Origin of the sequence: Nostoc sp. JL23 (genome assembly GCF_017115065.1) — a bacterium.
Classification (GTDB): Bacteria; Cyanobacteriota; Cyanobacteriia; order Cyanobacteriales; family Nostocaceae; genus Nostoc; species Nostoc punctiforme_A.
Genome location: NZ_JABXKN010000092.1, coordinates 28,310 through 47,135, shown reverse-complemented (window position 1 = coordinate 47,135; position 18,826 = coordinate 28,310). Strand labels below are relative to the sequence as shown.

General features: G+C 39.5%; 19 protein-coding genes. 13 read left to right on the top strand and 6 right to left on the bottom strand.

Annotated elements, in window-relative coordinates:
• Window positions 1-51: 51 nt before the first annotated feature.
• Complete coding sequence (locus HWQ42_RS18025) at window positions 52-726, bottom strand: hypothetical protein (RefSeq protein ID WP_292814596.1); 675 nt, start codon at window positions 724-726, stop codon at window positions 52-54.
• Entirely contained in the window at window positions 723-2,156 is a 1,434-nt protein-coding gene (locus tag HWQ42_RS18020) for a serine/threonine-protein kinase (protein ID WP_334813409.1), read from the bottom strand. The genes HWQ42_RS18025 and HWQ42_RS18020 overlap by 4 nt, the downstream gene beginning before the upstream one ends.
• A gap of 402 nt (window positions 2,157-2,558) precedes the next feature.
• On the opposite strand from HWQ42_RS18020, the gene HWQ42_RS18015 reads away from it, so the two are divergent.
• Window positions 2,559-2,867, top strand: a complete 309-nt coding sequence (locus HWQ42_RS18015; RefSeq protein WP_181927876.1) for an NIL domain-containing protein — start codon at window positions 2,559-2,561, stop codon at window positions 2,865-2,867.
• A 77-nt stretch (window positions 2,868-2,944) separates the two neighbouring features.
• Here HWQ42_RS18015 and HWQ42_RS18010 read toward each other — a convergent pair whose 3' ends face one another.
• A complete protein-coding gene (locus tag HWQ42_RS18010; protein ID WP_012407592.1) occupies window positions 2,945-3,622 on the bottom strand; it encodes a response regulator transcription factor in 678 nt (225 codons plus the stop codon).
• 606 nt (window positions 3,623-4,228) lie between these two features.
• The gene (locus HWQ42_RS18005; protein ID WP_292814590.1) at window positions 4,229-4,423 is read right to left on the bottom strand and encodes a hypothetical protein; all 195 of its coding nucleotides are present in this window, start codon (window positions 4,421-4,423) and stop codon (window positions 4,229-4,231) included.
• Between the two features lie 309 nt (window positions 4,424-4,732).
• Here HWQ42_RS18005 and groES point away from each other — a divergent pair, with 309 nt between their 5' ends.
• The 3 genes from groES to HWQ42_RS17990 all read left to right on the top strand — a co-directional run bounded on the left by groES (window position 4,733) and on the right by HWQ42_RS17990 (window position 7,668).
• On the top strand, window positions 4,733-5,044 hold the full coding sequence (gene groES, locus HWQ42_RS18000; protein ID WP_094348596.1) for a co-chaperone GroES: 312 nt from the start codon (window positions 4,733-4,735) through the stop codon (window positions 5,042-5,044).
• A 102-nt stretch (window positions 5,045-5,146) separates the two neighbouring features.
• Entirely contained in the window at window positions 5,147-6,781 is a 1,635-nt protein-coding gene (gene groL, locus HWQ42_RS17995; RefSeq protein WP_099099977.1) for a chaperonin GroEL, read from the top strand.
• Between the two features lie 83 nt (window positions 6,782-6,864).
• Window positions 6,865-7,668 carry a DUF4351 domain-containing protein gene (locus HWQ42_RS17990; protein WP_292814588.1) on the top strand — a complete coding sequence of 268 codons (804 nt, stop codon included), beginning with the start codon at window positions 6,865-6,867 and terminating at the stop codon, window positions 7,666-7,668.
• Between the two features lie 96 nt (window positions 7,669-7,764).
• Here the strand turns inward: HWQ42_RS17990 and HWQ42_RS17985 are convergent, their stop codons facing one another.
• Window positions 7,765-8,619: a ParA family protein gene (locus HWQ42_RS17985; protein WP_292814585.1), complete on the bottom strand. Its 855-nt coding sequence runs from the start codon at window positions 8,617-8,619 to the stop codon at window positions 7,765-7,767.
• A gap of 99 nt (window positions 8,620-8,718) precedes the next feature.
• Here HWQ42_RS17985 and HWQ42_RS17980 point away from each other — a divergent pair, with 99 nt between their 5' ends.
• From HWQ42_RS17980 to HWQ42_RS17940, 9 genes are all read left to right on the top strand, one after another.
• Window positions 8,719-9,498 carry a class I SAM-dependent methyltransferase gene (locus HWQ42_RS17980; protein WP_292814582.1) on the top strand — a complete coding sequence of 260 codons (780 nt, stop codon included), beginning with the start codon at window positions 8,719-8,721 and terminating at the stop codon, window positions 9,496-9,498.
• A gap of 66 nt (window positions 9,499-9,564) precedes the next feature.
• Window positions 9,565-10,485 (top strand): radical SAM protein, encoded by a 921-nt coding sequence (locus tag HWQ42_RS17975; RefSeq protein WP_292814579.1) that lies wholly within the window; start codon window positions 9,565-9,567, stop codon window positions 10,483-10,485.
• Window positions 10,478-11,560 (top strand): photosystem II assembly protein, encoded by a 1,083-nt coding sequence (locus HWQ42_RS17970; RefSeq protein ID WP_292814577.1) that lies wholly within the window; start codon window positions 10,478-10,480, stop codon window positions 11,558-11,560. Before HWQ42_RS17975 ends, HWQ42_RS17970 begins: the two co-directional genes overlap by 8 nt.
• Before the next feature lie 276 nt (window positions 11,561-11,836).
• Window positions 11,837-12,676 carry an urease accessory protein UreD gene (locus HWQ42_RS17965; protein ID WP_292814574.1) on the top strand — a complete coding sequence of 280 codons (840 nt, stop codon included), beginning with the start codon at window positions 11,837-11,839 and terminating at the stop codon, window positions 12,674-12,676.
• Between the two features lie 39 nt (window positions 12,677-12,715).
• Window positions 12,716-13,018 carry an urease subunit gamma gene (gene ureA / locus HWQ42_RS17960; protein ID WP_012407584.1) on the top strand — a complete coding sequence of 101 codons (303 nt, stop codon included), beginning with the start codon at window positions 12,716-12,718 and terminating at the stop codon, window positions 13,016-13,018.
• Between the two features lie 14 nt (window positions 13,019-13,032).
• Complete coding sequence (locus HWQ42_RS17955) at window positions 13,033-13,338, top strand: urease subunit beta (RefSeq protein ID WP_292814571.1); 306 nt, start codon at window positions 13,033-13,035, stop codon at window positions 13,336-13,338.
• A gap of 62 nt (window positions 13,339-13,400) precedes the next feature.
• Complete coding sequence (gene ureC, locus HWQ42_RS17950) at window positions 13,401-15,116, top strand: urease subunit alpha (RefSeq protein WP_292814568.1); 1,716 nt, start codon at window positions 13,401-13,403, stop codon at window positions 15,114-15,116.
• Between the two features lie 3 nt (window positions 15,117-15,119).
• Entirely contained in the window at window positions 15,120-16,073 is a 954-nt protein-coding gene (locus tag HWQ42_RS17945; protein ID WP_292814567.1) for a transposase, read from the top strand.
• 125 nt (window positions 16,074-16,198) lie between these two features.
• Entirely contained in the window at window positions 16,199-16,414 is a 216-nt protein-coding gene (locus tag HWQ42_RS17940; protein ID WP_292814565.1) for a hypothetical protein, read from the top strand.
• Window positions 16,415-16,482: 68 nt separating this feature from the next.
• Here HWQ42_RS17940 and HWQ42_RS17935 read toward each other — a convergent pair whose 3' ends face one another.
• Window positions 16,483-18,807: a family 16 glycoside hydrolase gene (locus HWQ42_RS17935; RefSeq protein WP_292814562.1), complete on the bottom strand. Its 2,325-nt coding sequence runs from the start codon at window positions 18,805-18,807 to the stop codon at window positions 16,483-16,485.
• Window positions 18,808-18,826: the final 19 nt, after the last annotated feature.

Sequence of the window (18,826 nt, the reverse complement as noted above, 5' to 3'; positions counted from 1 at the left end):
AACCCGCTAATGCGGGTTTTGCTTGTATAGGCACGTACTTTTATAAAGCGATTAATTAAAATTAAGGATTTTGAATCTCCTCTTGTAAAACTTGAACTTGCTCAATAGATAATTTGTAAAAAACCATTTTATAAAAGATTGCAAGATTATTGTTTGAGAACCTCGTACATTATTATGAGCAACAACACAGGACGGACAAGTATGTATTAGATATGAACTATTTTCATCATTAATAGGATAAATAAAAATAGGATAAAGCGGATCTATTTGCAAACTTGTAATCCAACCTCCTTTAGCAATATTATTTTCTGCATAATTGCATTCTCTGCTAGAAGCATCTTGATTAGCAAGACAATCTAAGATGTTTGTATTCCCTGTGTTTGAATACGCTATATTATTTGCGAGTATTCCAATAACTACAGCACCAGGATAACCTGGTAGTATTTCTCCTGTTGAAATGAGCCAAGGAAATTGAGAAAAAACTGAGGAGTAATGGTATCTATATCTAATACAGTCTTTTAAATCCCTATCATTCCTATCATCAACAGTAATAGTACCCAATCCCATTTGGTTGCTATATTGAGAAGAAAATACATCTCTCTGACAGCTTTGAGCAACCTTAACCAGTATTTTCATATTAATTGCATAACTTTTCATCGGCATTAAACACAAAGCAGAGCTAGTTACAAACAAAGTAATTAAAGCTTTAACAGCTAATTTAATCATTGACTTCTCTCTCTTATTACATCTTCTAATTTATCTGGAGTGTTAGGAAGGGGATATGTCGCTTCCCAAGGTTTGGTAACATCAATCACATTATTATTTGAACGTACTGTATTTTCTATTTGTTTATTCGCTACTTGTGCTTTAAGTGGTAATTGTCGTTTATTCGGATTTCCCACAGTTGCTTTTGGTGGTTTTATTCGTAAAGTTTTTTTAGCCTTTGATGTAGGTTGAGAAATTGAGATAATTGGTAATGAATTAGAAATACTAGGACTAACATAGGGTAATTTTTCTTCAGGTACAACTATGTTTTTATTGGTGCGTTGGTTCAATCCAGCCATAACAACAGCAAAACATCCCAGTCCTAAACCAATGAGAATTTGCCAAAGTTTTTGGCTTTTCTGAGTCTGGCTAGAAGACGCATTGACTGATTTAGCTCCACCGACTGATACAGTAGCTACAGAACTAGATGACGCAGCAGATTTAGACCAATTGGTTGATTGAATTGCCGTTTGTGGCCATAGTATTCTAGGCACTTGTAACGCTTTTTCAATTTCGTTCAATTTATGCAAAATCACTTGCGTATTTTGAGGACGATGATTTGCAGTAGGAGCCATCAAATGGTCGATTAAATCTGCCAAAAGTGGAGAAAGATTGAGTGCATATTTTCGCCAGTGCAACTCGTTAGTCAGAGGGTCATAAATTTCTTTATCCTGGGGTTCCTTACCTGTGAGCAGAAAAATAAAAGTCCGTCCCAATGCAAAAAAGTCTGACTGCTGTACTGAATAACCGTTTTGTTGCTCTGGCGGTGAATAGCCTTGTGAAATAATTCTGGTATGGGAATTTCCCGCCAAAATGGTTGTCGTGACTTGTCGAACTGCACCAAAATCAATTAAGACAAGCTGTCCACTTGGTCGCAGCATGATATTCTGAGGCTTAATATCACGATGAAAATATTGATGAGCGTGTACTAAAGCGAGAATTTCTACAAGTTGTTTAAGCCAATTGAGAGCTTGAGCTTCAGAAAGACGTTGATAATTACGAAATTCCATCCACTGCTCTAAATTTACGCCTTCAATTTTCTCCATTGCTAAACAGTGCAATGGTACAGAGCTATTTTTAGGTAAAACAGTAAAATAACCATCTGGTTCTACCTTGGGAATACCCGCACTGTTTAGCTGACTCAAAACCTTTGCTTCCTGTTGAAACAGTTCAATGGCTTTGGGGCTATTCTCAGTCAGCACTTTTAAAACTTTAGTTTTCCCACACTCGTCAACTTCAAAAGTGTTACCAAAACCACCTTGTCCTAGTTGTTTGAGTACCCGATAGCGACCTTGCAAAAATATTTCTGACCCACAGTTACGGCAAATAAGGTTGTTTGCATTCACTGCGTCAACAGGTTTTGGGCAATAGGGATTTATACAATAGGTCATTACACAGAAGTAAATATCCTAAAAAATCGATTTTTATTGATATCTAAACAGAGGGCTAAATCTATAAGTTTCTATTAATAGAATTCCCTAAAATTTTGACAAAGTAACATATATAGCATTTCTCGCTTCAGTATTAAATCTCATACACAATAAATTAGGGTTACAACAATTGTTGTAACCCTACAGATTCGCTATATTAAATCTGCTCGAAAATCACTATAAAATAACAATTAACCTCATAAATGCCGAATTATGAGCAATTCTTCACATTTACTACATCTAGATTAATGGTTTGCCAAGGCAAATACTTTCTTGCTTGCCTGCGTGGGATAAGTGACGCTAGTGTTAAAAGAAATCGTGCAAAGCAAAACCCTCATCCCAGAAGTCAAGTAGGAAGCTAGAATGGCAATTCCCAATAAACAAGTAAAATCTAATACTGATATTTTAGATAATAGACGCACCCAAACTCGCATCCAGGTTCGTATTCCTAAAGACTTGCATGAGGAACCAGTCATTTCACGACTGGTTTCTCACTACGGTATCACAGTTATTATTGCTGATGCTCAGGTAAGCGCAAACGTGCCACAATATAGCTGCTTCGATCTGGAACTACGGGGCACTGTTTCCCAGATTGAAAGTGCCTTGACTTACCTGGATGAACTGGATTTAGAAGTTTTGCACCAATCCAGCCCTGAAGAAGATGGTTGGTAAATTCAGTGCTGAGTCCTGAGTTACGAGTGCTGAGTCAAAAACACTCAGCACTCAGGACTCAGCACTCGTTACTGATTTTAGGCCATTTGATTTTCAATCGCCCACCGCGCTAGTTCAGTGCGGTTGTGGAGATTGGTTTTGCCCAACATATTGGACACATGGCTTTCAACCGTGCGCTGACTAACATTGAGTTCTTCAGCAATTTCACGGTTAGCTAAACCCCTAGCAACAAACTGAACTACTTTCAGTTCGGTTGGGGTTAATTGCACATCGAAGGGAACCTGGATACGGGAACCGTTTTCGCCTCCTTTTGCTTGGTGTTCTTTCCAACGGATAGTTTGTTTCAGCGAGGATTCAACTTGCGCTACGAGTTCTTCTGGTTCAAAGGGCTTGACCATATAAACATCAGCACCTTTGTTTAGACCTTTAACTCGGTCTGCACTTTGTCCCTTAGCTGAAAGGAAAAGAACCGGAATCCAGCTGGTGCGTTCGTTTTGCCGGACTTGTTCCACAAAAGTATATCCGTCCATTTCCGGCATCATCACATCGCAGATGATCATGTCTGGAACATCTTGCTCTAAAATTTCCAGAGCTTCACGTCCATTCTCAGCGGTGATGACTTCATATCCCCGGAATTCTAAGTAATCCTTCACCAGCAAGATGAGGTTAGGGTCATCATCAATCAATAGAAGTCGTTTGTGATCTTTCATGCTGGGCTCTTTCATAGCAGTGGCACTTGTCGCGCTTCGGTCCATCAAAGTCTTGAATATTTATCCTCTATGGTGGGTTATTCGAGATGTTGTCCTTTTTCCTACTTAACTTGCCTTTGCTGTCTCGAAGTCTCAAAAATGCCGAGCACTTTCAATAGACTAGTAGCTCGATAGCAAAAGTCCAGCAAGGATACGTATAGCAGTAGTATCTATAATGCGCTATTATATATCGCTTTGAAAGGGGCGGGGTAAAAAACACTGATTAAATAATAATCTTTCGGACTCACAAGTAAGTATTGGCTTAAAGATGACCCTACCTCAAAACCAACCCGCACTTTCTTAAAGCTTACTGCTATACCATATCTTTTGGTTGTTAAGCCTCTATGAGGTGTTCACAAGAAACTAGGGAAGTTTCTGGCAAAAGATGGATTGAAAACGCATATTTTCCTACCACCTTATTGCCTATTCAGTGTTCTCGGATAATCCGCAGGGTAACTTCCGGGTTTGCTTGGCGATACCAGACACCATCAGGGTAAACCACCATTATGGGTCTAGAAGAAGAAACACGCAAGCAATTGGCTTTAGTTTTATAGACGCAAATAGAATGACTTTAGTGCGACTCATTGAGTTTTAAATCTTTAAGTCGCTTTTTTAAGTAATCCCAGAATTCCAGACTAGCTCGTTTTGAGCAGCAATTGTCTGGTCAGCGCAAATAAAAATGTGTCGCTGAATTTTTGCAAGTCCTAAACTTTCTACACAATTACTCAGGATCTTATGTTCCAGGGACTTAGTGGTTTTGGGAATTTGATGGCTGGACTGGATCGCTGTCACTGTATTGTTACTCATCGAGCGGCTCCCTGATTACAGTTCTATAACAATTTGCAAGCTTTGCAAATAAAGTTGACTGGGTTGACTGGGGAGTGGGAATGGGGAATAGGGAAGAATTTTCATAACTCTTAATTCTCCACTCCCTACTCTCTTCGTAACTTACAGAACAAAACCCGCAAGGTATAAACAATTAAGCATTTATACTTAAGTACATCTATGACCTTCTAGTTCGGGAACCCGTACTCAAGGCATTCTTGCCATTGGACGCCACTTTTCGGTAAATTAGCACTCAGGAGTTGAGAGTGCTAAACTCTGGAGAAAATAATTATGGCTGCTTTATCTCTAAGCGTTTCTACAGTTAAACCTTTAGGCGATCGCGTTTTCGTAAAAGTGAGCGCCTCTGAGGAAAAGACCGCTGGTGGTCTGTATTTGCCCGATACCGCCAAGGAAAAGCCCCAAGTAGGGGAAGTAGTGGCCCTTGGTCCTGGCAAGCGTAATGACGATGGAAACCGTCAGGAATTGGAAATTAAAGTCGGCGATAAGGTGCTGTACTCTAAGTACGCTGGTACTGACATCAAGCTCGGTACTGAAGAATATGTACTGCTTTCTGAAAAAGATATTTTAGCAGTTGTTATCTAGTGGTCATTAGTCATTGGTCATTAGTCATTAGCCAATGACAAAGGACAAATGACAAATGACGAAGAACAAAAGACAAATGACAAAGGACAACTAAGAATAATTATGGCAAAGCGCATTATCTACAACGAAAACGCCCGTCGCGCCTTGGAACGAGGCATTGACATCCTGGCTGAGGCTGTAGCTGTTACCCTTGGTCCCAAAGGTCGTAACGTAGTCCTAGAAAAGAAATTTGGCGCACCGCAAATTGTTAATGACGGTGTAACGATCGCCAAAGAAATCGAATTAGAAGACCACATTGAAAACACTGGCGTAGCTCTGATTCGTCAAGCTGCTTCTAAGACCAATGATGCTGCGGGCGATGGCACAACCACTGCTACCGTTTTAGCTCATGCGATCGTCAAAGAAGGCTTGCGGAACGTTGCAGCTGGTGCTAACGCAATTTCGCTGAAGCGTGGTATTGATAAAGCTACTGCCTTTTTGGTAGACAAAATCAAAGAACACGCCCGTCCAGTGGAAGATTCCAAAGCCATTGCCCAAGTTGGTGCAATCTCAGCTGGTAATGACGAAGAAGTCGGTCAGATGATTGCCCAAGCAATGGACAAGGTGGGCAAGGAAGGCGTAATTTCCCTAGAAGAAGGGAAATCTATGTTCACCGAGTTGGAAATCACTGAAGGGATGCGCTTTGACAAAGGCTACATCTCTCCTTATTTCGCTACTGACCCTGAGCGGATGGAAGCGGTTTTTGATGAGCCTTTCATCCTGCTGACCGATAAGAAAATCGCTTTGGTACAAGACCTCGTACCAGTGTTAGAGCAAGTAGCTCGTGCTGGTCGTCCTTTGGTGATTATCGCCGAAGATATTGAAAAAGAAGCTTTGGCAACCTTGGTAGTAAACCGTTTGCGCGGTGTACTGAACGTGGCTGCTGTTAAGGCTCCTGGCTTTGGCGATCGCCGCAAAGCACTACTAGAAGACATCGCTGTTTTAACTGGTGGTCAACTAATTACCGAAGATGCAGGTCTGAAGCTAGATAACACCAAGCTGGATAGCCTGGGTAAAGCTCGCCGGATCACCATTACCAAGGACAGCACCACAATTGTTGCCGAAGGTAACGAAGCTGCTGTTAAAGCTCGTGTAGAACAGATTCGTCGTCAAATCGATGAAACCGAATCTTCTTACGACAAAGAGAAATTACAAGAGCGTCTTGCTAAACTCTCTGGTGGTGTTGCTGTAGTGAAAGTTGGTGCAGCAACCGAAACCGAAATGAAAGACAAGAAGTTGCGCCTAGAAGACGCTATCAACGCTACCAAAGCTGCTGTGGAAGAAGGTATCGTTCCTGGTGGTGGTACAACTCTGGCTCACCTTGCTCCTGAATTGGAAGTTTGGGCAAAGAGCAATCTTAAAGATGAAGAGTTGATTGGTGCGTTGATTGTCGTTCGTGCCTTACCTGCACCTCTGAAGCGGATTGCTGAAAACGCCGGTCAGAATGGTGCTGTAATCGCTGAACGCGTCAAAGAGAAAGAATTCAACGTTGGCTACAACGCTGCGACAAACGAATTCGTCGATTTGTTAGAGGCTGGTATTGTTGACCCTGCAAAAGTGACTCGTTCTGCTCTGCAAAACGCTGCTTCTATCGCTGGCATGGTGTTGACAACCGAATGTATTATAGTTGACAAGCCTGAGCCTAAGGATGGCGCCCCTGCTGGCGCTGGTGCTGGTGGCGGCGACTTCGATTACTAATACTTGGTAGTTACATAAGTTGAAAAATAGCTGCTTCCCTTGTGGAGGCGGCTGTTTTTTTGTGTCAAAAGAAGAGGAAGAGGGTGAGTTACGACAACGCTTGTAAATATTTAGCTGAACAGTACCCAGCCGACTTTGTGCGTTGGTTACTTGGGGTAGAGGTGCAACAAATTGAAGTCTTAAAAACGGAACTCACGCTTGAACCAATTCGCGCGGATTCTGTGACATTTTTGCAAGCAGCTAACCAAATTTTGCACATTGAATTTCAAACTTTGGCGAAATCTAATCCGGCGCTTAATTTCCGAATGCTCGATTATTCTGTGAGACTGAAGCGCCAATATCGTTGTCCTGTAATGCAAGTGCTAATCTTTTTGCAGGAAACTACTAATGAAATGGCTTTTACCGAAGAATATCGGGACAATACGACGATTCACCAATATCAGGTTGTTCGTCTCTGGGAGCAAGATTCAACACTATTTTTGGCTAATCCGGCGCTGTTACCTTTAGCAAGTTTGACGCGAACTGACTCGCCACAAACTTTACTGGCACAAGTGGCTGAACAAGTCGCTACAATTCCAGATAGAGAGGAGCGGCAAAATATTGCGGGTTGTGTAGAAATTCTGGCGGGTTTGCGGTTTGAAAAGGATTTGGTTCGGCAATTTTTGCGGGAGGATATTATGAAAGAATCTGTAATTTATCAAGATATTGTTCAAAAGGAAGCGTTTAAATTGATTAGTCGTCTACTTAAGCGGCGTTTTGGTGATATTGATGGATCATTAGTTGAGCAGGTTCGTAATTTATCCGCTGAACAGTTAGAGGAATTGGGAGAGGAACTGCTTGATTTTTCGGAAATTGCTGATTTGATAGCTTGGTTAGAGCAGCAATAGAGGAATTAATAAAAACAATTTACTTTTCAAGCTGTATATTTTATAAATTCTGCGATCGCCCTTAATAAATTTGTGATTTTTGATGTGTCCATTTATTTACTTAGCTCTCTGAATAACTTCTTGGGCAAAATCTTTTAGAGAGTCATACAAATCACCATATTTTTGCTTATATGTCAACTTCTCTCCAAAATCCAAATTTTTAGCTAATTGTGCTCTTTCAGCAATTTTAGTTTTAAATACTGATGGAAAATCAGAGCTATTCATAATCAACTCAACCAATTGATTTTCATTAGCTCTAGATACATTAAATCTAGATATTAAAGTTCCTAAAGATTTTAAATTATGCCCATTTTCATTATTAAACTTTTTAATATGTCTTAGGATTAATCTTAATCCACCAATTGACATACGATTAGGGGTACAAGGCAAAATACAAAAATTACTGGCTAAAAATGCACTTTTAATTGTTTTGTTAATTGTTGGTGGGCAATCAATCAAAACATAATCATAATTTTTAGATATACTTTTTAGAAGTTCTTTTAGTAAATCAATCGGTTTTAATCCTAGATTATAATAAAATCCTTCCGGTAATTCTTCTTGAATTTCAAATAATATAGGACTGCTAGGTATAAGGTGTAAAGATTTAAATTTAGCTTTTATATTAGAAATATCTCGTTTAGCTATAAAGTTCTCATTATCCAAATTCTCCAAATAATCTTTAGGTTGTTTAAATAAATAAGGTAAAGTCAACTTATTCCTTTCAAATTGGCTAAACCACACATCTTCTGACATTAAAATATTCGTTAAATTACACTGAGGATCAAGGTCAATAACCAGCACTCGCTTACCATACATGGTATCGCCTGCTAAATATTCCGCTAATGCCATCACGATGGTAGTTTTGCCAACTCCACCCTTGAGGTTGCAAATGCTTATCACTTTAGCTGTCATAATTTCTGGTAGATTGACACATTTCCTGGTCTACAATTCTATGTTTCCCTGAAAATATGCTCAACTAACAGGTTCATTTTTACTTTTCCATAAAAACCCATGAGCCAAATTAATCCTGAAACAACCCCCTTACATACCTTAAACCCACTCAACCGATTTTCTGAAAGAGCAGAGGATTATGTAAAATATCGACCTAGTTACCCCGCAGATGCAATTGATATTATTTTGGAAGGATTAGGTGAAAGTTCACAACTCGTAGCAGCAGATATTGGTGCAGGTACAGGAATTTCTTCAAGATTGCTAGCTGAACGCGGAGTTAATGTTATTGCTATAGAACCAAACGCGGCGATGCGAGAAGCTGCTGAATCACATCCTTTGATTGAGTTTCGTGATGGAACAGCAGAATTTACCCAATTACCTGATAATTCAGTTGATTTAGTTACTTGTTTTCAAGCTTTCCACTGGTTCAATCCCGAACCAACTTTATTGGAATTCCACCGTATTTTAAAACCATCAGCACGCTTGGCTGTGGTATGGAATAATCGCGATCAAGAAGATGCGTTAACTACAGAATATAGCCGAATAGTCCGCGAAGCATCTAATAATCACCCAGCAGAATCTCGAATGCAGTCGGTAGAGCCATTGTTAGCAACTCGCCATTTTATTAACATCCGTGAATATAATTTTACTTATAGACAACAGTTAGATTTAACTGGGCTTATTGGACGAGCAATGAGTGTTTCTTACCTTCCGCGTGAAGGCTTGGGATATGAACAGCTTCTTGATAACTTTCAAGAATTATATCAGCGCTTTCGTGATGAGAGTGGTTTTGTCTATATGGTCTATCGCACTAGCGTACACCTTGGTGAAGTAATTTAAAAATCAAAATGGGAATCATAAGAAGTAGGGTGCGTTAATTCACTCTCAATAAATATCAGGATTTACATGGCACAACCAAAATATGAAGGTTATTGCGAATGCATTCCTACCAAATTAGTTCAAGAAAAATTTGGAGATGTTAATGTTTATGCACAAAATGCGAAATCACTCTTAACAAAAGCCACAGGTTTTATTGCTGCTTATGATTTTACTCTGAATCCTTATAGGGGTTGTCAATATGGTTGTAGTTATTGCTATGCTGCGGCGTTTAGCCCTAATTCGCAAATGCGCCAAGATTGGGGTAAATGGGTAATTTATAAGGAAAATGCTGCTGAAATTTTAGCCAAAGAGTTAGATAAATGGTACAAAAAAAATCCTCATCAGCCTCCTAGAATTTACATGAGTAGCGTTACAGATCCTTATCAACCACTAGAGTCTAAACATCAACTTACTCGTAGTTTGTTAGAAGTCATGGTTGATTATCGTCCAACATTAGTAATTCAAACTCGTAGCCCAATTATTGTTAGAGATATTGATTATTTACAACGATTTCAGCGATTGCGAATTAATATGAGTATTCCCACCGGGAGTGAATTAGTGAGGAAAGATTTTGAACCGCGATCGCCCAGTATTAAAGCTAGACTAAATGCTATCACTAAAATCAAACAAAGTATTGATTATTTCAAAGGTTTTGTTCCTAAAATATCTATCACTATCACCCCTCTACTTCCTACTTTCCCAACTGATGAAGCTACTTTTATTGACAAATTAGCCATCGCCGATAGGGTTGTAATTCAAACTTTTCATGCAAGCCAGAGTCGTTCTCTCATCGCATCAACTCGCCAAGAAGCTGAAGAAATTAAGCAAAAATACGCTTGGTGGTATGACGATGAGAAATTAAGCTATATGAAATTTAAGGAAAAGTTAGTTTCTCGGCTTCCAAGTGTAGAAATTATGGAAGGTAAAGAGGGATTTGGTTATGAATAATCCTATCAAAAATTGGTGGCGAAGTCAGCAGTTTAAATTATCTTTGAGACGCGGGGATATCCGACGTTCAACGCAATTATTGCAAGAAATTAAAAAATCAGGTGCAAAATTCTCATGGTTAGAAAAACTATTTAGGGATAAACTTCAACTTGAACGTTATTCCCAAGAACACAAACGACAAACAGAAACTTTAAGTAAACAATTAACAGAAGCATCTCAGCAAAAAGATGATTTTATATTAATCCCAGAGGAGGAATTTGTTAAATATATCTATAAAGCTTTTAATTTAATACAGCACGATGAATATAAACTGCAATCTACTGGTATTGATGAACGGATATTTGATGATTTTGAATCAAAGCTAGTTGAATATCTCAAAGAAGAATTTAGCAAGATTCCTGAAAAACAATTATTTATTAAGCTAGAAGATGCTCTTGAGGATATTAATAACTTAAAAATTGGACAAGATCCAGACTACCGTTTTAGTCTAACTCCTCATGTCTACTTTATGAAGTATTTTTTAGACAATGTATATTGCATATATTTAGCTTGGTTTCTCATTTACCAGGATGCTTTACTACCAAGTAAGGTTAATATCCTTGATATTGCAGCAGGGCCAGGAACAGTTGCTTATGGTTTAGCTTTATTTCTCCAAAGTAGTAGCGGTTTTTTTCATATCCCACAAATGCATATATCCTACTACTCTTTAGAAAAACAAGATGCTTTCCAGTTTCGTGGGCTTCAGTTTTGGCGACGATATATAGAATCGCGTCTAACCCCAGTAAATGCTTTCTTCCGCTTTGTTACTACTGATATTTTTACTTGGAAAACTCAATCGAATAATCTACCCAAAGATTTTTTCGACTTTATCGTAATTTCCCACTGCTTCTTTATAGATAAAGCGAAGAGGGTTGAAGCTAATAATACTTACAAGCAAATATTTGCCACTAGCTTAAAAAAATCAGGTTACATTCTGCTCATTGTGCAAAATAAAAAGTTATTCAAAATTTACGATATTCACCAAGTTGAAAACCAAGAGCAGGAAAAAAATGTAGTGGATAAATTTCTAGCATAACTGGGATTAGAGTTAGTCTGGTATAGGTATCTAACCTCAACAAGTTCAAGAACATCTTTGCCTGGTGCTGAATTTGCTAAGTTTGCTCAAGACAAATTACCAAAAAACTGTATATGAGTCCAATACTGCAACAGTATTTTGGTCAGAAGCATCAGTCAAACTATGCATTAGATGATTATGTAATCTTGGCTAAAAATCATGATAAATTGCAGGTAAAGTAGCAGAGAATATATTAAAGAAATATAAGGTATCTGAACTTTAATCTTGAATTTATAAATGACCTGCAATTCACAAATAGCAGAAGGTTGGCATGGCAAACTTAATTTAGTCTATGCCGATCGCCAGGGTGCAACCCAATTAATTTACAATCACCAACAAGCGCCCCTGAAGGTACAACGCCCATTTTATCCAGAGGGTCAAAAAGTTTGTCATAGCGTCATTTTACACACGGCTGGGGGAATGGTAGGAGGCGATCGCTTATCCTCTAACATCCACCTTCAACCCCAAGCCCAAGCCTTAATCACTACAGCTGCTGCAAGCAAGATATATCGCAGTAATGGCTTACAAGCTAGGCAAACCATCCAGATACAAGTTGACACTGATGCTTGTTTAGAATGGTTGCCGCAAGAGACAATTTTATTTAACGACGCGATTTATCGGCAAGATTTACGGGTAGAATTAGCAACCGGGGGCAGTTGGTTAGGCTGGGAAATTACCCGATTTGGTCGCAGTGCTAGAGGAGAGAAATTCTTGCAAGGGGAATGGCGATCGCACACGGAAATATGGCAGCAAGGTATTCCCTTGTGGATTGATCGGCAATGGTTACGGGGTAGCGAGGAAACTTTTCACAGTCCCCACGGCTTGGGTGGAAAACCAATCGTAGGTAGTCTAGTTTGGGTTGGTGGTGCAGTTTCAGCAGAAATTGTCGAAAAAACGCGAAATTTATGGAATGGGGAAGGAGAAGCGGGTGTTAGTCGGTTACAACATGGATTATTGTGTCGATATCGCGGTTCTTCCACATCTGAGGTGAGAAACTGGTTTATTGATGTTTGGCAGTTGCTGCGAGTTTCTTTTTTGAATCGTGGTAATTGTATACCAAGAGTGTGGCAAGTTTGAACGAACCGCAGAGGCGCAGAGAACACAGAGGAGATAAGAATGCAATTGACGCCCCAGGAAAAAGATAAGTTACTAATTTTTACTGCTGCTTTATTAGCAGAAAGACGAAAAGGAAGGGGTTTAAAACTGAATTATCCAGAAGCGATCGCTTATATTTCTGCTGCCATTTTAGAAGGTGCAAGAGATGGGCAAACTGTAGCTGAATTGATGAGTTATGGTACAACTCTATTGACGCGGGATGATGTCATGGAAGGAATACCTGAAATGGTGCATGATGTGCAGGTAGAAGCAACTTTTCCTGATGGCACAAAGTTAGTGACAGTACATAATCCAATTCGTTAACTTTTGAATTTATTATGATTCCTGGGGAAATTATCACACCAGAAGGTGAAATTGAACTAAATGTTGGTCGTCCAACTATAAAAGTGCAAGTGTCAAATACAGGCGATCGCCCCATACAAGTAGGTTCTCACTTTCACTTTTATGAAGTCAACACCGCCTTAAACTTTGACAGAGAACAAGCGCGAGGAATGCGCCTCGATATCCCCGCCGGAACCGCAGTTCGATTTGAACCAGGGGATGAAAAAGAAGTGACTTTAGTCCCATTAGTCGGTACTCGCCAAGTCTACGGCTTCAACGCCAAAATTAACGGAAACCTCTAAAAACCTCCGCGTACCTCTGCGCTTCCCTCCGCGTCCCTTTGCGTTAAAAAAAAGGATTTTATATGCCTTACAGAATGGATCGCCGCGCCTACGCCGAAACCTACGGACCAACAGTAGGCGATCGCATCCGACTTGCAGACACAGAATTATTTATAGAAGTTGAACAAGATTTCACCACCTACGGCGACGAAGTGAAATTCGGCGGTGGTAAAGTCATCCGAGACGGAATGGGACAATCTCCCATTTCTAACGCCGATGGTGCTGTAGATTTAGTTATTACTAATGCCTTAATTCTCGATTGGTGGGGTATTGTCAAAGCGGATATCGGCATTAAAGATGGCAAGATTTTCAAAATTGGTAAAGCCGGAAATCCTTATATTCAAGACAATGTAGATATTATTATTGGCCCCGGAACCGAAGCCTTAGCAGGTGAAGGAATGATTCTCACTGCTGGCGGTATCGATGCCCATATTCATTTTATTTGCCCCCAACAAATTGAAGTTGCGATCGCTTCCGGTATTACCACCATGATCGGCGGTGGTACTGGCCCAGCTACAGGTACAAATGCCACTACCTGCACCCCCGGCCCTTGGAATATTTACCGAATGTTGCAAGCTGCTGATGCTTTTCCCGTCAACTTAGGATTTTTGGGTAAAGGTAACGCCAGTCAACCCCAAGGACTTGTAGAACAAGTAGCCGCCGGTGCAATGGGATTAAAATTACATGAAGACTGGGGAACCACACCCGCAGCAATTGATACTTGCCTCAGCGTTGCCGATGAGTATGATGTGCAAGTAGCGATTCATACTGATACCCTAAACGAAGCCGGATTTGTCGAAGATACGATCGCAGCTTTCAAGAACCGTACCATCCACACCTACCACACCGAAGGCGCAGGCGGCGGACACGCACCAGATATCATCAAAGTTTGCGGACAAGCCAACGTTCTGCCATCTTCCACCAATCCCACACGCCCTTACACCCTCAACACCTTAGACGAACACCTAGATATGTTGATGGTATGCCATCACCTCGACCCTGCGATCGCTGAAGATGTCGCTTTTGCCGAATCTCGCATCCGTCGAGAAACTATTGCCGCCGAAGACATTTTGCACGACTTAGGCACATTTAGCATGATTTCTTCCGATTCCCAGGCGATGGGAAGAGTAGGCGAAGTGATAATTCGCACTTGGCAGACATCTCACAAAATGAAGATGCAACGGGGAACTCTTAACCCACAAGGAACTAAGCAAAAAGCAGACAATTTTAGGGCGAAAAGATATGTTGCTAAGTATACAATTAACCCTGCGCTCGCTCACGGAATTGCTCAATATGTTGGTTCAGTGGAAGAGGGAAAATTAGCAGATTTATGTTTGTGGCGTCCCGCATTTTTTGGCGTGAAGCCAGAAATAGTTATTAAAGGCGGAATGATTGCATGGGCGCAAATGGGCGATGCTAACGCCAGTATTCCCACACCGCAACCAGTTTATATGCGACCGATGTTTGGTAGTTTTGCAGGGGCGCGTCATGCCACATCATTAACTTTTGTTTCGCAAGCAGCTTTAGAGAAAGAAATTCCCAGCCAGCTAGGATTACAAAAAGCAGCAGTTGCAGTTTCTGGGACACGCCAATTGAGTAAGCGGGATATGAAGCTGAATGATGCACTACCCCACATTGAAGTAGATCCAGAAACATACCAAGTCAGGGCAGATGGAGAGTTGCTGATTTGTGAACCTGCGACAGTTTTACCAATGGCACAGAGGTACTTTTTGTTTTAATTCATGACTGAGCAACTTACTGATTATGATAGTCCTTGGAAAGAAGTTATTGAGCTATATTTTCCCCGCTTTTTAGAATTCTTTTTCACCCAAGCTTATGCCGAAATCGACTGGACGCGACCTTATGAATTTCTGGACACAGAACTGCAACAGCTAGAACCGGATGCAGAAATAGGGCGGCGTTTGGTCGATAAAGTCGCAAAAGTTTGGCTACTGGATGGAGAGGAAGCTTGGGTATTGGTTCATGTGGAAGTCCAAGGGCAATATGACAGCCAATTTGCGGAACGGATGTACACATATAATTACCGTTTGTTTGACCGCCATAAAAAGCGAGTCATTACTTTAGCAGTTTTAGCAGATGAACAAGCGAATTGGCGACCTTCCAGCTACAGCTATCAACTGGGCGGATGTCGCGTCAGCTTAGAGTTTCCTGTGGCGAAACTGTTGGACTATGAGCAAAGGTGGGAAACCCTAGAGCAAACTACCAACCCCTTTGGTGTAATTGTGATGGCGCATCTCAAGACCAAGGCAACGCAACGAAACCCACAAAATCGGCTACAGTGGAAACTAAGCCTAGTCAGACGGCTGTATGAACGGGGATATAGCCGGGAAGATATTCGGGAATTATTTCGGTTTATCGACTGGATAATGGTTTTGCCAAAAGAGTTAGCACTTAGTTTTAAAACAGAAGTTAGAAGTTACGAGGAGGCAGATAGAATGCGGTACGTAACTAGTATTGAAAGGCTAGCAAAAGAAGAAGGAATTGTTGAAAATGCGAGAGAAAGCCTGATTGCAGTGTTAGAAACACGATTTGGAGAAGTGCCAAGCTCTATTGTCGAAGTTATCAATAAGATAGAAGAACCATCTGTACTAAAAACACTTCTCAAAAGTGCGATCGCAATTCCTTCCACAGCAGAATTCCAGCAAGTTTTAGATAATCTCACTTCTGGGAAATAAGCGTAGACATCGAGTGGTTAATTACCAGATATACCTCTTAAAGATGAGAGTAAAGTTGCCCTCATCAATTTTTTGTTTTGGAGTTACGATCAAATAGTAAAACGTCGTATCTGATATAGAAAATAATGCTACCTTTTAAGAAAAAAATTCTTACTGATGAAGCCATGCGTCCGGTAGCGGTGTTGATTGATTATCAGGACTGGGAGCAAATTGAGAAGATATTAGAAGCTCATCAATCACAACAACAACAAAAGTTTAATTTAAACCAGTATGCGGGTGTAATTCAACTAACTCAAGACCCTCTGGAACATCAGCAGCAAATTAGGGATGAGTGGTGTTAACACAACCTTTAATTTTGATGGATACAAATTAATACTTAGCCATTGCAAATTTTGTGATGCGGGGCATTCTATTCTGGCTTTGTTTTAAAAATAACATTATCGAAATATACAGCAGCCCCATCATCGCTGCCTCGTAATGAGATAACTCCAATTTTTCCAGAAGTGTAAGAGTCATCTTCAAATATCCCGACTCTTTGGCCATTAATCCATCCAATTACCTTTTTACCATTGCAAACAACTCTTAATCGATTTATATTATTACCTGGCTTGATGCTAGTAGAATGTTGCCAGCCCACTTTCTCTTCCCATTTGTTACTTGCTATGAGTTTTCCCATCGCAAACTCGCCATTACCTTTAATTAGTAAGTAATAAAAATTCTGCCTTACAGTAGATTTATTGTTCTTGCTAGTTCGGGCAATTACACCGAATGCTGAATCATCAGTTCCATTAACTTTTTTAACATCAGCTGAAAAATCAAAGTCTTTAAATATCTGATTTTTATTGCCCCAAATAGATAGTTTAAAATTATTATTTTTAGTTCCAGGATGGAATAAACCTCCATCCTTTATACTTAGCAATGTATCTTTATTCCAATTTCTTGATGGAGATTTAAAATCATCGAAAAGTACAGTATCTGGAAAAAACTCTATTTTATCTGGGAAATTAGCGGTTATCAAGCCAGCCATGAATAGCATGAAAGGTATGAAAATAGCAATGAAATAAACTCTACTTAAATAGGAATATTGTCCTATACTTTTGAAAGATTGAATTAATCCTATAGCTCCACCGATAAATAAACCAAATGCTAACCAACCAAATGCTGGTTGTTCTATGCCAATTGTCTTAAATAGATATGTAGTTAAGTCAGTAATGATAATAAAGCTCGAACCAATCCATGCCAGAATATTTATTGTCAAATTAAAGATAAATACAATTAACCATAATAGTACTAATAATATAAATGCTGTTTTGGTTAGCCAACATATAAGAATACAAATCATTTCTTTAATTGGAGAATCTTCGAGGTTATCAACCCATTCATTACTCCCATTCGCTCGATTGTTATAGCTTTCTATTAATTCGTTTATCGAATTATAAAATATTCCTAATTCTGATTTTACTTTTCCTTTTAATGAATTTAGATAATTACGAAATATAAATACACAAATAAGGCATACTAAACTACCAAAAATCGTATATATAATCCGCACCTTTGGTATCCCAAATATGCTTAGATAGAACCAAGGATAAAAATCTGGTAAATAAGAAGCTTGACTAACTTCGGGTGGATATGACAAAACCCAATTATCATCTAAGCCTACTGATAAATAGTTGCCCAAAAGATAGCGGATTAAAAACATGACTAATCCTAAAGGGAGACAAATTCTAGCAGTTAATAGGATTATAGTGCCACAATTTAGAGATTTTTTGAAGCAAATGGATACTTGAAATTTGCCAGTATTTGTTTTTATAGTTATTTCAGTATTATAGTTACCAGCCTCTAGATTAGTGGTATCTATAGTCAACGAAAATTCTAATGATTGTCCTTCCGAACTATGCTGTCTTATTTCTATTTCATTCATCTTAGTTGAAGCAATTCCCTTAAGTCTTCCACCAGAAGACTCACAAGTAATTATTAATTTTCTAGTAAACGAATGCCTACCATGTGAAATAACTCCTAAGTCTAATTTTTCTGGCTTGCTGATATTTAGTTTTGTAATTTTATAACTTATAGGAATCCGATAGGTATACTCAATCTCTTTTAAGCAAATGAAAATGCTACCTTGGTAATCACCCGGTTCAACTTCAATAGCATCAAAATTAATATCGAATGTTGTGTCAGTAGAAGAATCAAATTTTTCGGGTACACTCAGACCTGGGAGATTAGGGTTAATTACATCTCCCCATGCGAACCCACGCCCATTGTTACTAATTTTCAAGGAAAGCTTATGTTGGTATCCAATTGGGATTTCACCAAGCTCTACCTGATTCGGTTCAAAAAATATTTTTGGATATGGAGGTCTGCCTAGATGTCTACAAAGTTCTCTTACGAACATTTCTACACCTCTACGCTTTTCTTGCTTGTACTTATCAACAATCTTCCGAGACAGATTTGCTAAATCTGTTTCACTACGCAAGAATAGCCACTCTTCAAGATATTTTCTGTTGAATAAATAATCTTCTGTTGTATCTGGATACTTATCACACTTGTCAATTAAATCAGAAACTGAGAAGACTTCCTCATTTTTAAACTTTAATTTAGTTGGGCCTAAAGACTCTTCTAGTTCTTTGGTACGAAGCTCTCGACTAGCATTTAAAAAATCGTTATCCTCTTTACTCAAGTTTTTTCCTGCTGCCCATTTCTGTGCATTCTTTAACTCTTCTCCACGCAAAAGCCATGACTCAACCTGA

Coding starts and splice junctions, on each gene's coding strand:
- HWQ42_RS18025 (WP_292814596.1), bottom strand. CDS start 726: ATGATTAAATTAGCTGTTAAAGCTTTAATTACTTTGTTTGTAACTAGC.
- HWQ42_RS18020 (WP_334813409.1), bottom strand. CDS start 2,156: ATGACCTATTGTATAAATCCCTATTGCCCAAAACCTGTTGACGCAGTG.
- HWQ42_RS18015 (WP_181927876.1), top strand. CDS start 2,559: ATGGCAATTCCCAATAAACAAGTAAAATCTAATACTGATATTTTAGAT.
- HWQ42_RS18010 (WP_012407592.1), bottom strand. CDS start 3,622: ATGGACCGAAGCGCGACAAGTGCCACTGCTATGAAAGAGCCCAGCATG.
- HWQ42_RS18005 (WP_292814590.1), bottom strand. CDS start 4,423: ATGAGTAACAATACAGTGACAGCGATCCAGTCCAGCCATCAAATTCCC.
- groES (WP_094348596.1), top strand. CDS start 4,733: ATGGCTGCTTTATCTCTAAGCGTTTCTACAGTTAAACCTTTAGGCGAT.
- groL (WP_099099977.1), top strand. CDS start 5,147: ATGGCAAAGCGCATTATCTACAACGAAAACGCCCGTCGCGCCTTGGAA.
- HWQ42_RS17985 (WP_292814585.1), bottom strand. CDS start 8,619: ATGACAGCTAAAGTGATAAGCATTTGCAACCTCAAGGGTGGAGTTGGC.
- HWQ42_RS17980 (WP_292814582.1), top strand. CDS start 8,719: ATGAGCCAAATTAATCCTGAAACAACCCCCTTACATACCTTAAACCCA.
- HWQ42_RS17975 (WP_292814579.1), top strand. CDS start 9,565: ATGGCACAACCAAAATATGAAGGTTATTGCGAATGCATTCCTACCAAA.
- HWQ42_RS17970 (WP_292814577.1), top strand. CDS start 10,478: ATGAATAATCCTATCAAAAATTGGTGGCGAAGTCAGCAGTTTAAATTA.
- HWQ42_RS17965 (WP_292814574.1), top strand. CDS start 11,837: ATGACCTGCAATTCACAAATAGCAGAAGGTTGGCATGGCAAACTTAAT.
- ureA (WP_012407584.1), top strand. CDS start 12,716: ATGCAATTGACGCCCCAGGAAAAAGATAAGTTACTAATTTTTACTGCT.
- HWQ42_RS17955 (WP_292814571.1), top strand. CDS start 13,033: ATGATTCCTGGGGAAATTATCACACCAGAAGGTGAAATTGAACTAAAT.
- ureC (WP_292814568.1), top strand. CDS start 13,401: ATGCCTTACAGAATGGATCGCCGCGCCTACGCCGAAACCTACGGACCA.
- HWQ42_RS17945 (WP_292814567.1), top strand. CDS start 15,120: ATGACTGAGCAACTTACTGATTATGATAGTCCTTGGAAAGAAGTTATT.
- HWQ42_RS17940 (WP_292814565.1), top strand. CDS start 16,199: ATGCTACCTTTTAAGAAAAAAATTCTTACTGATGAAGCCATGCGTCCG.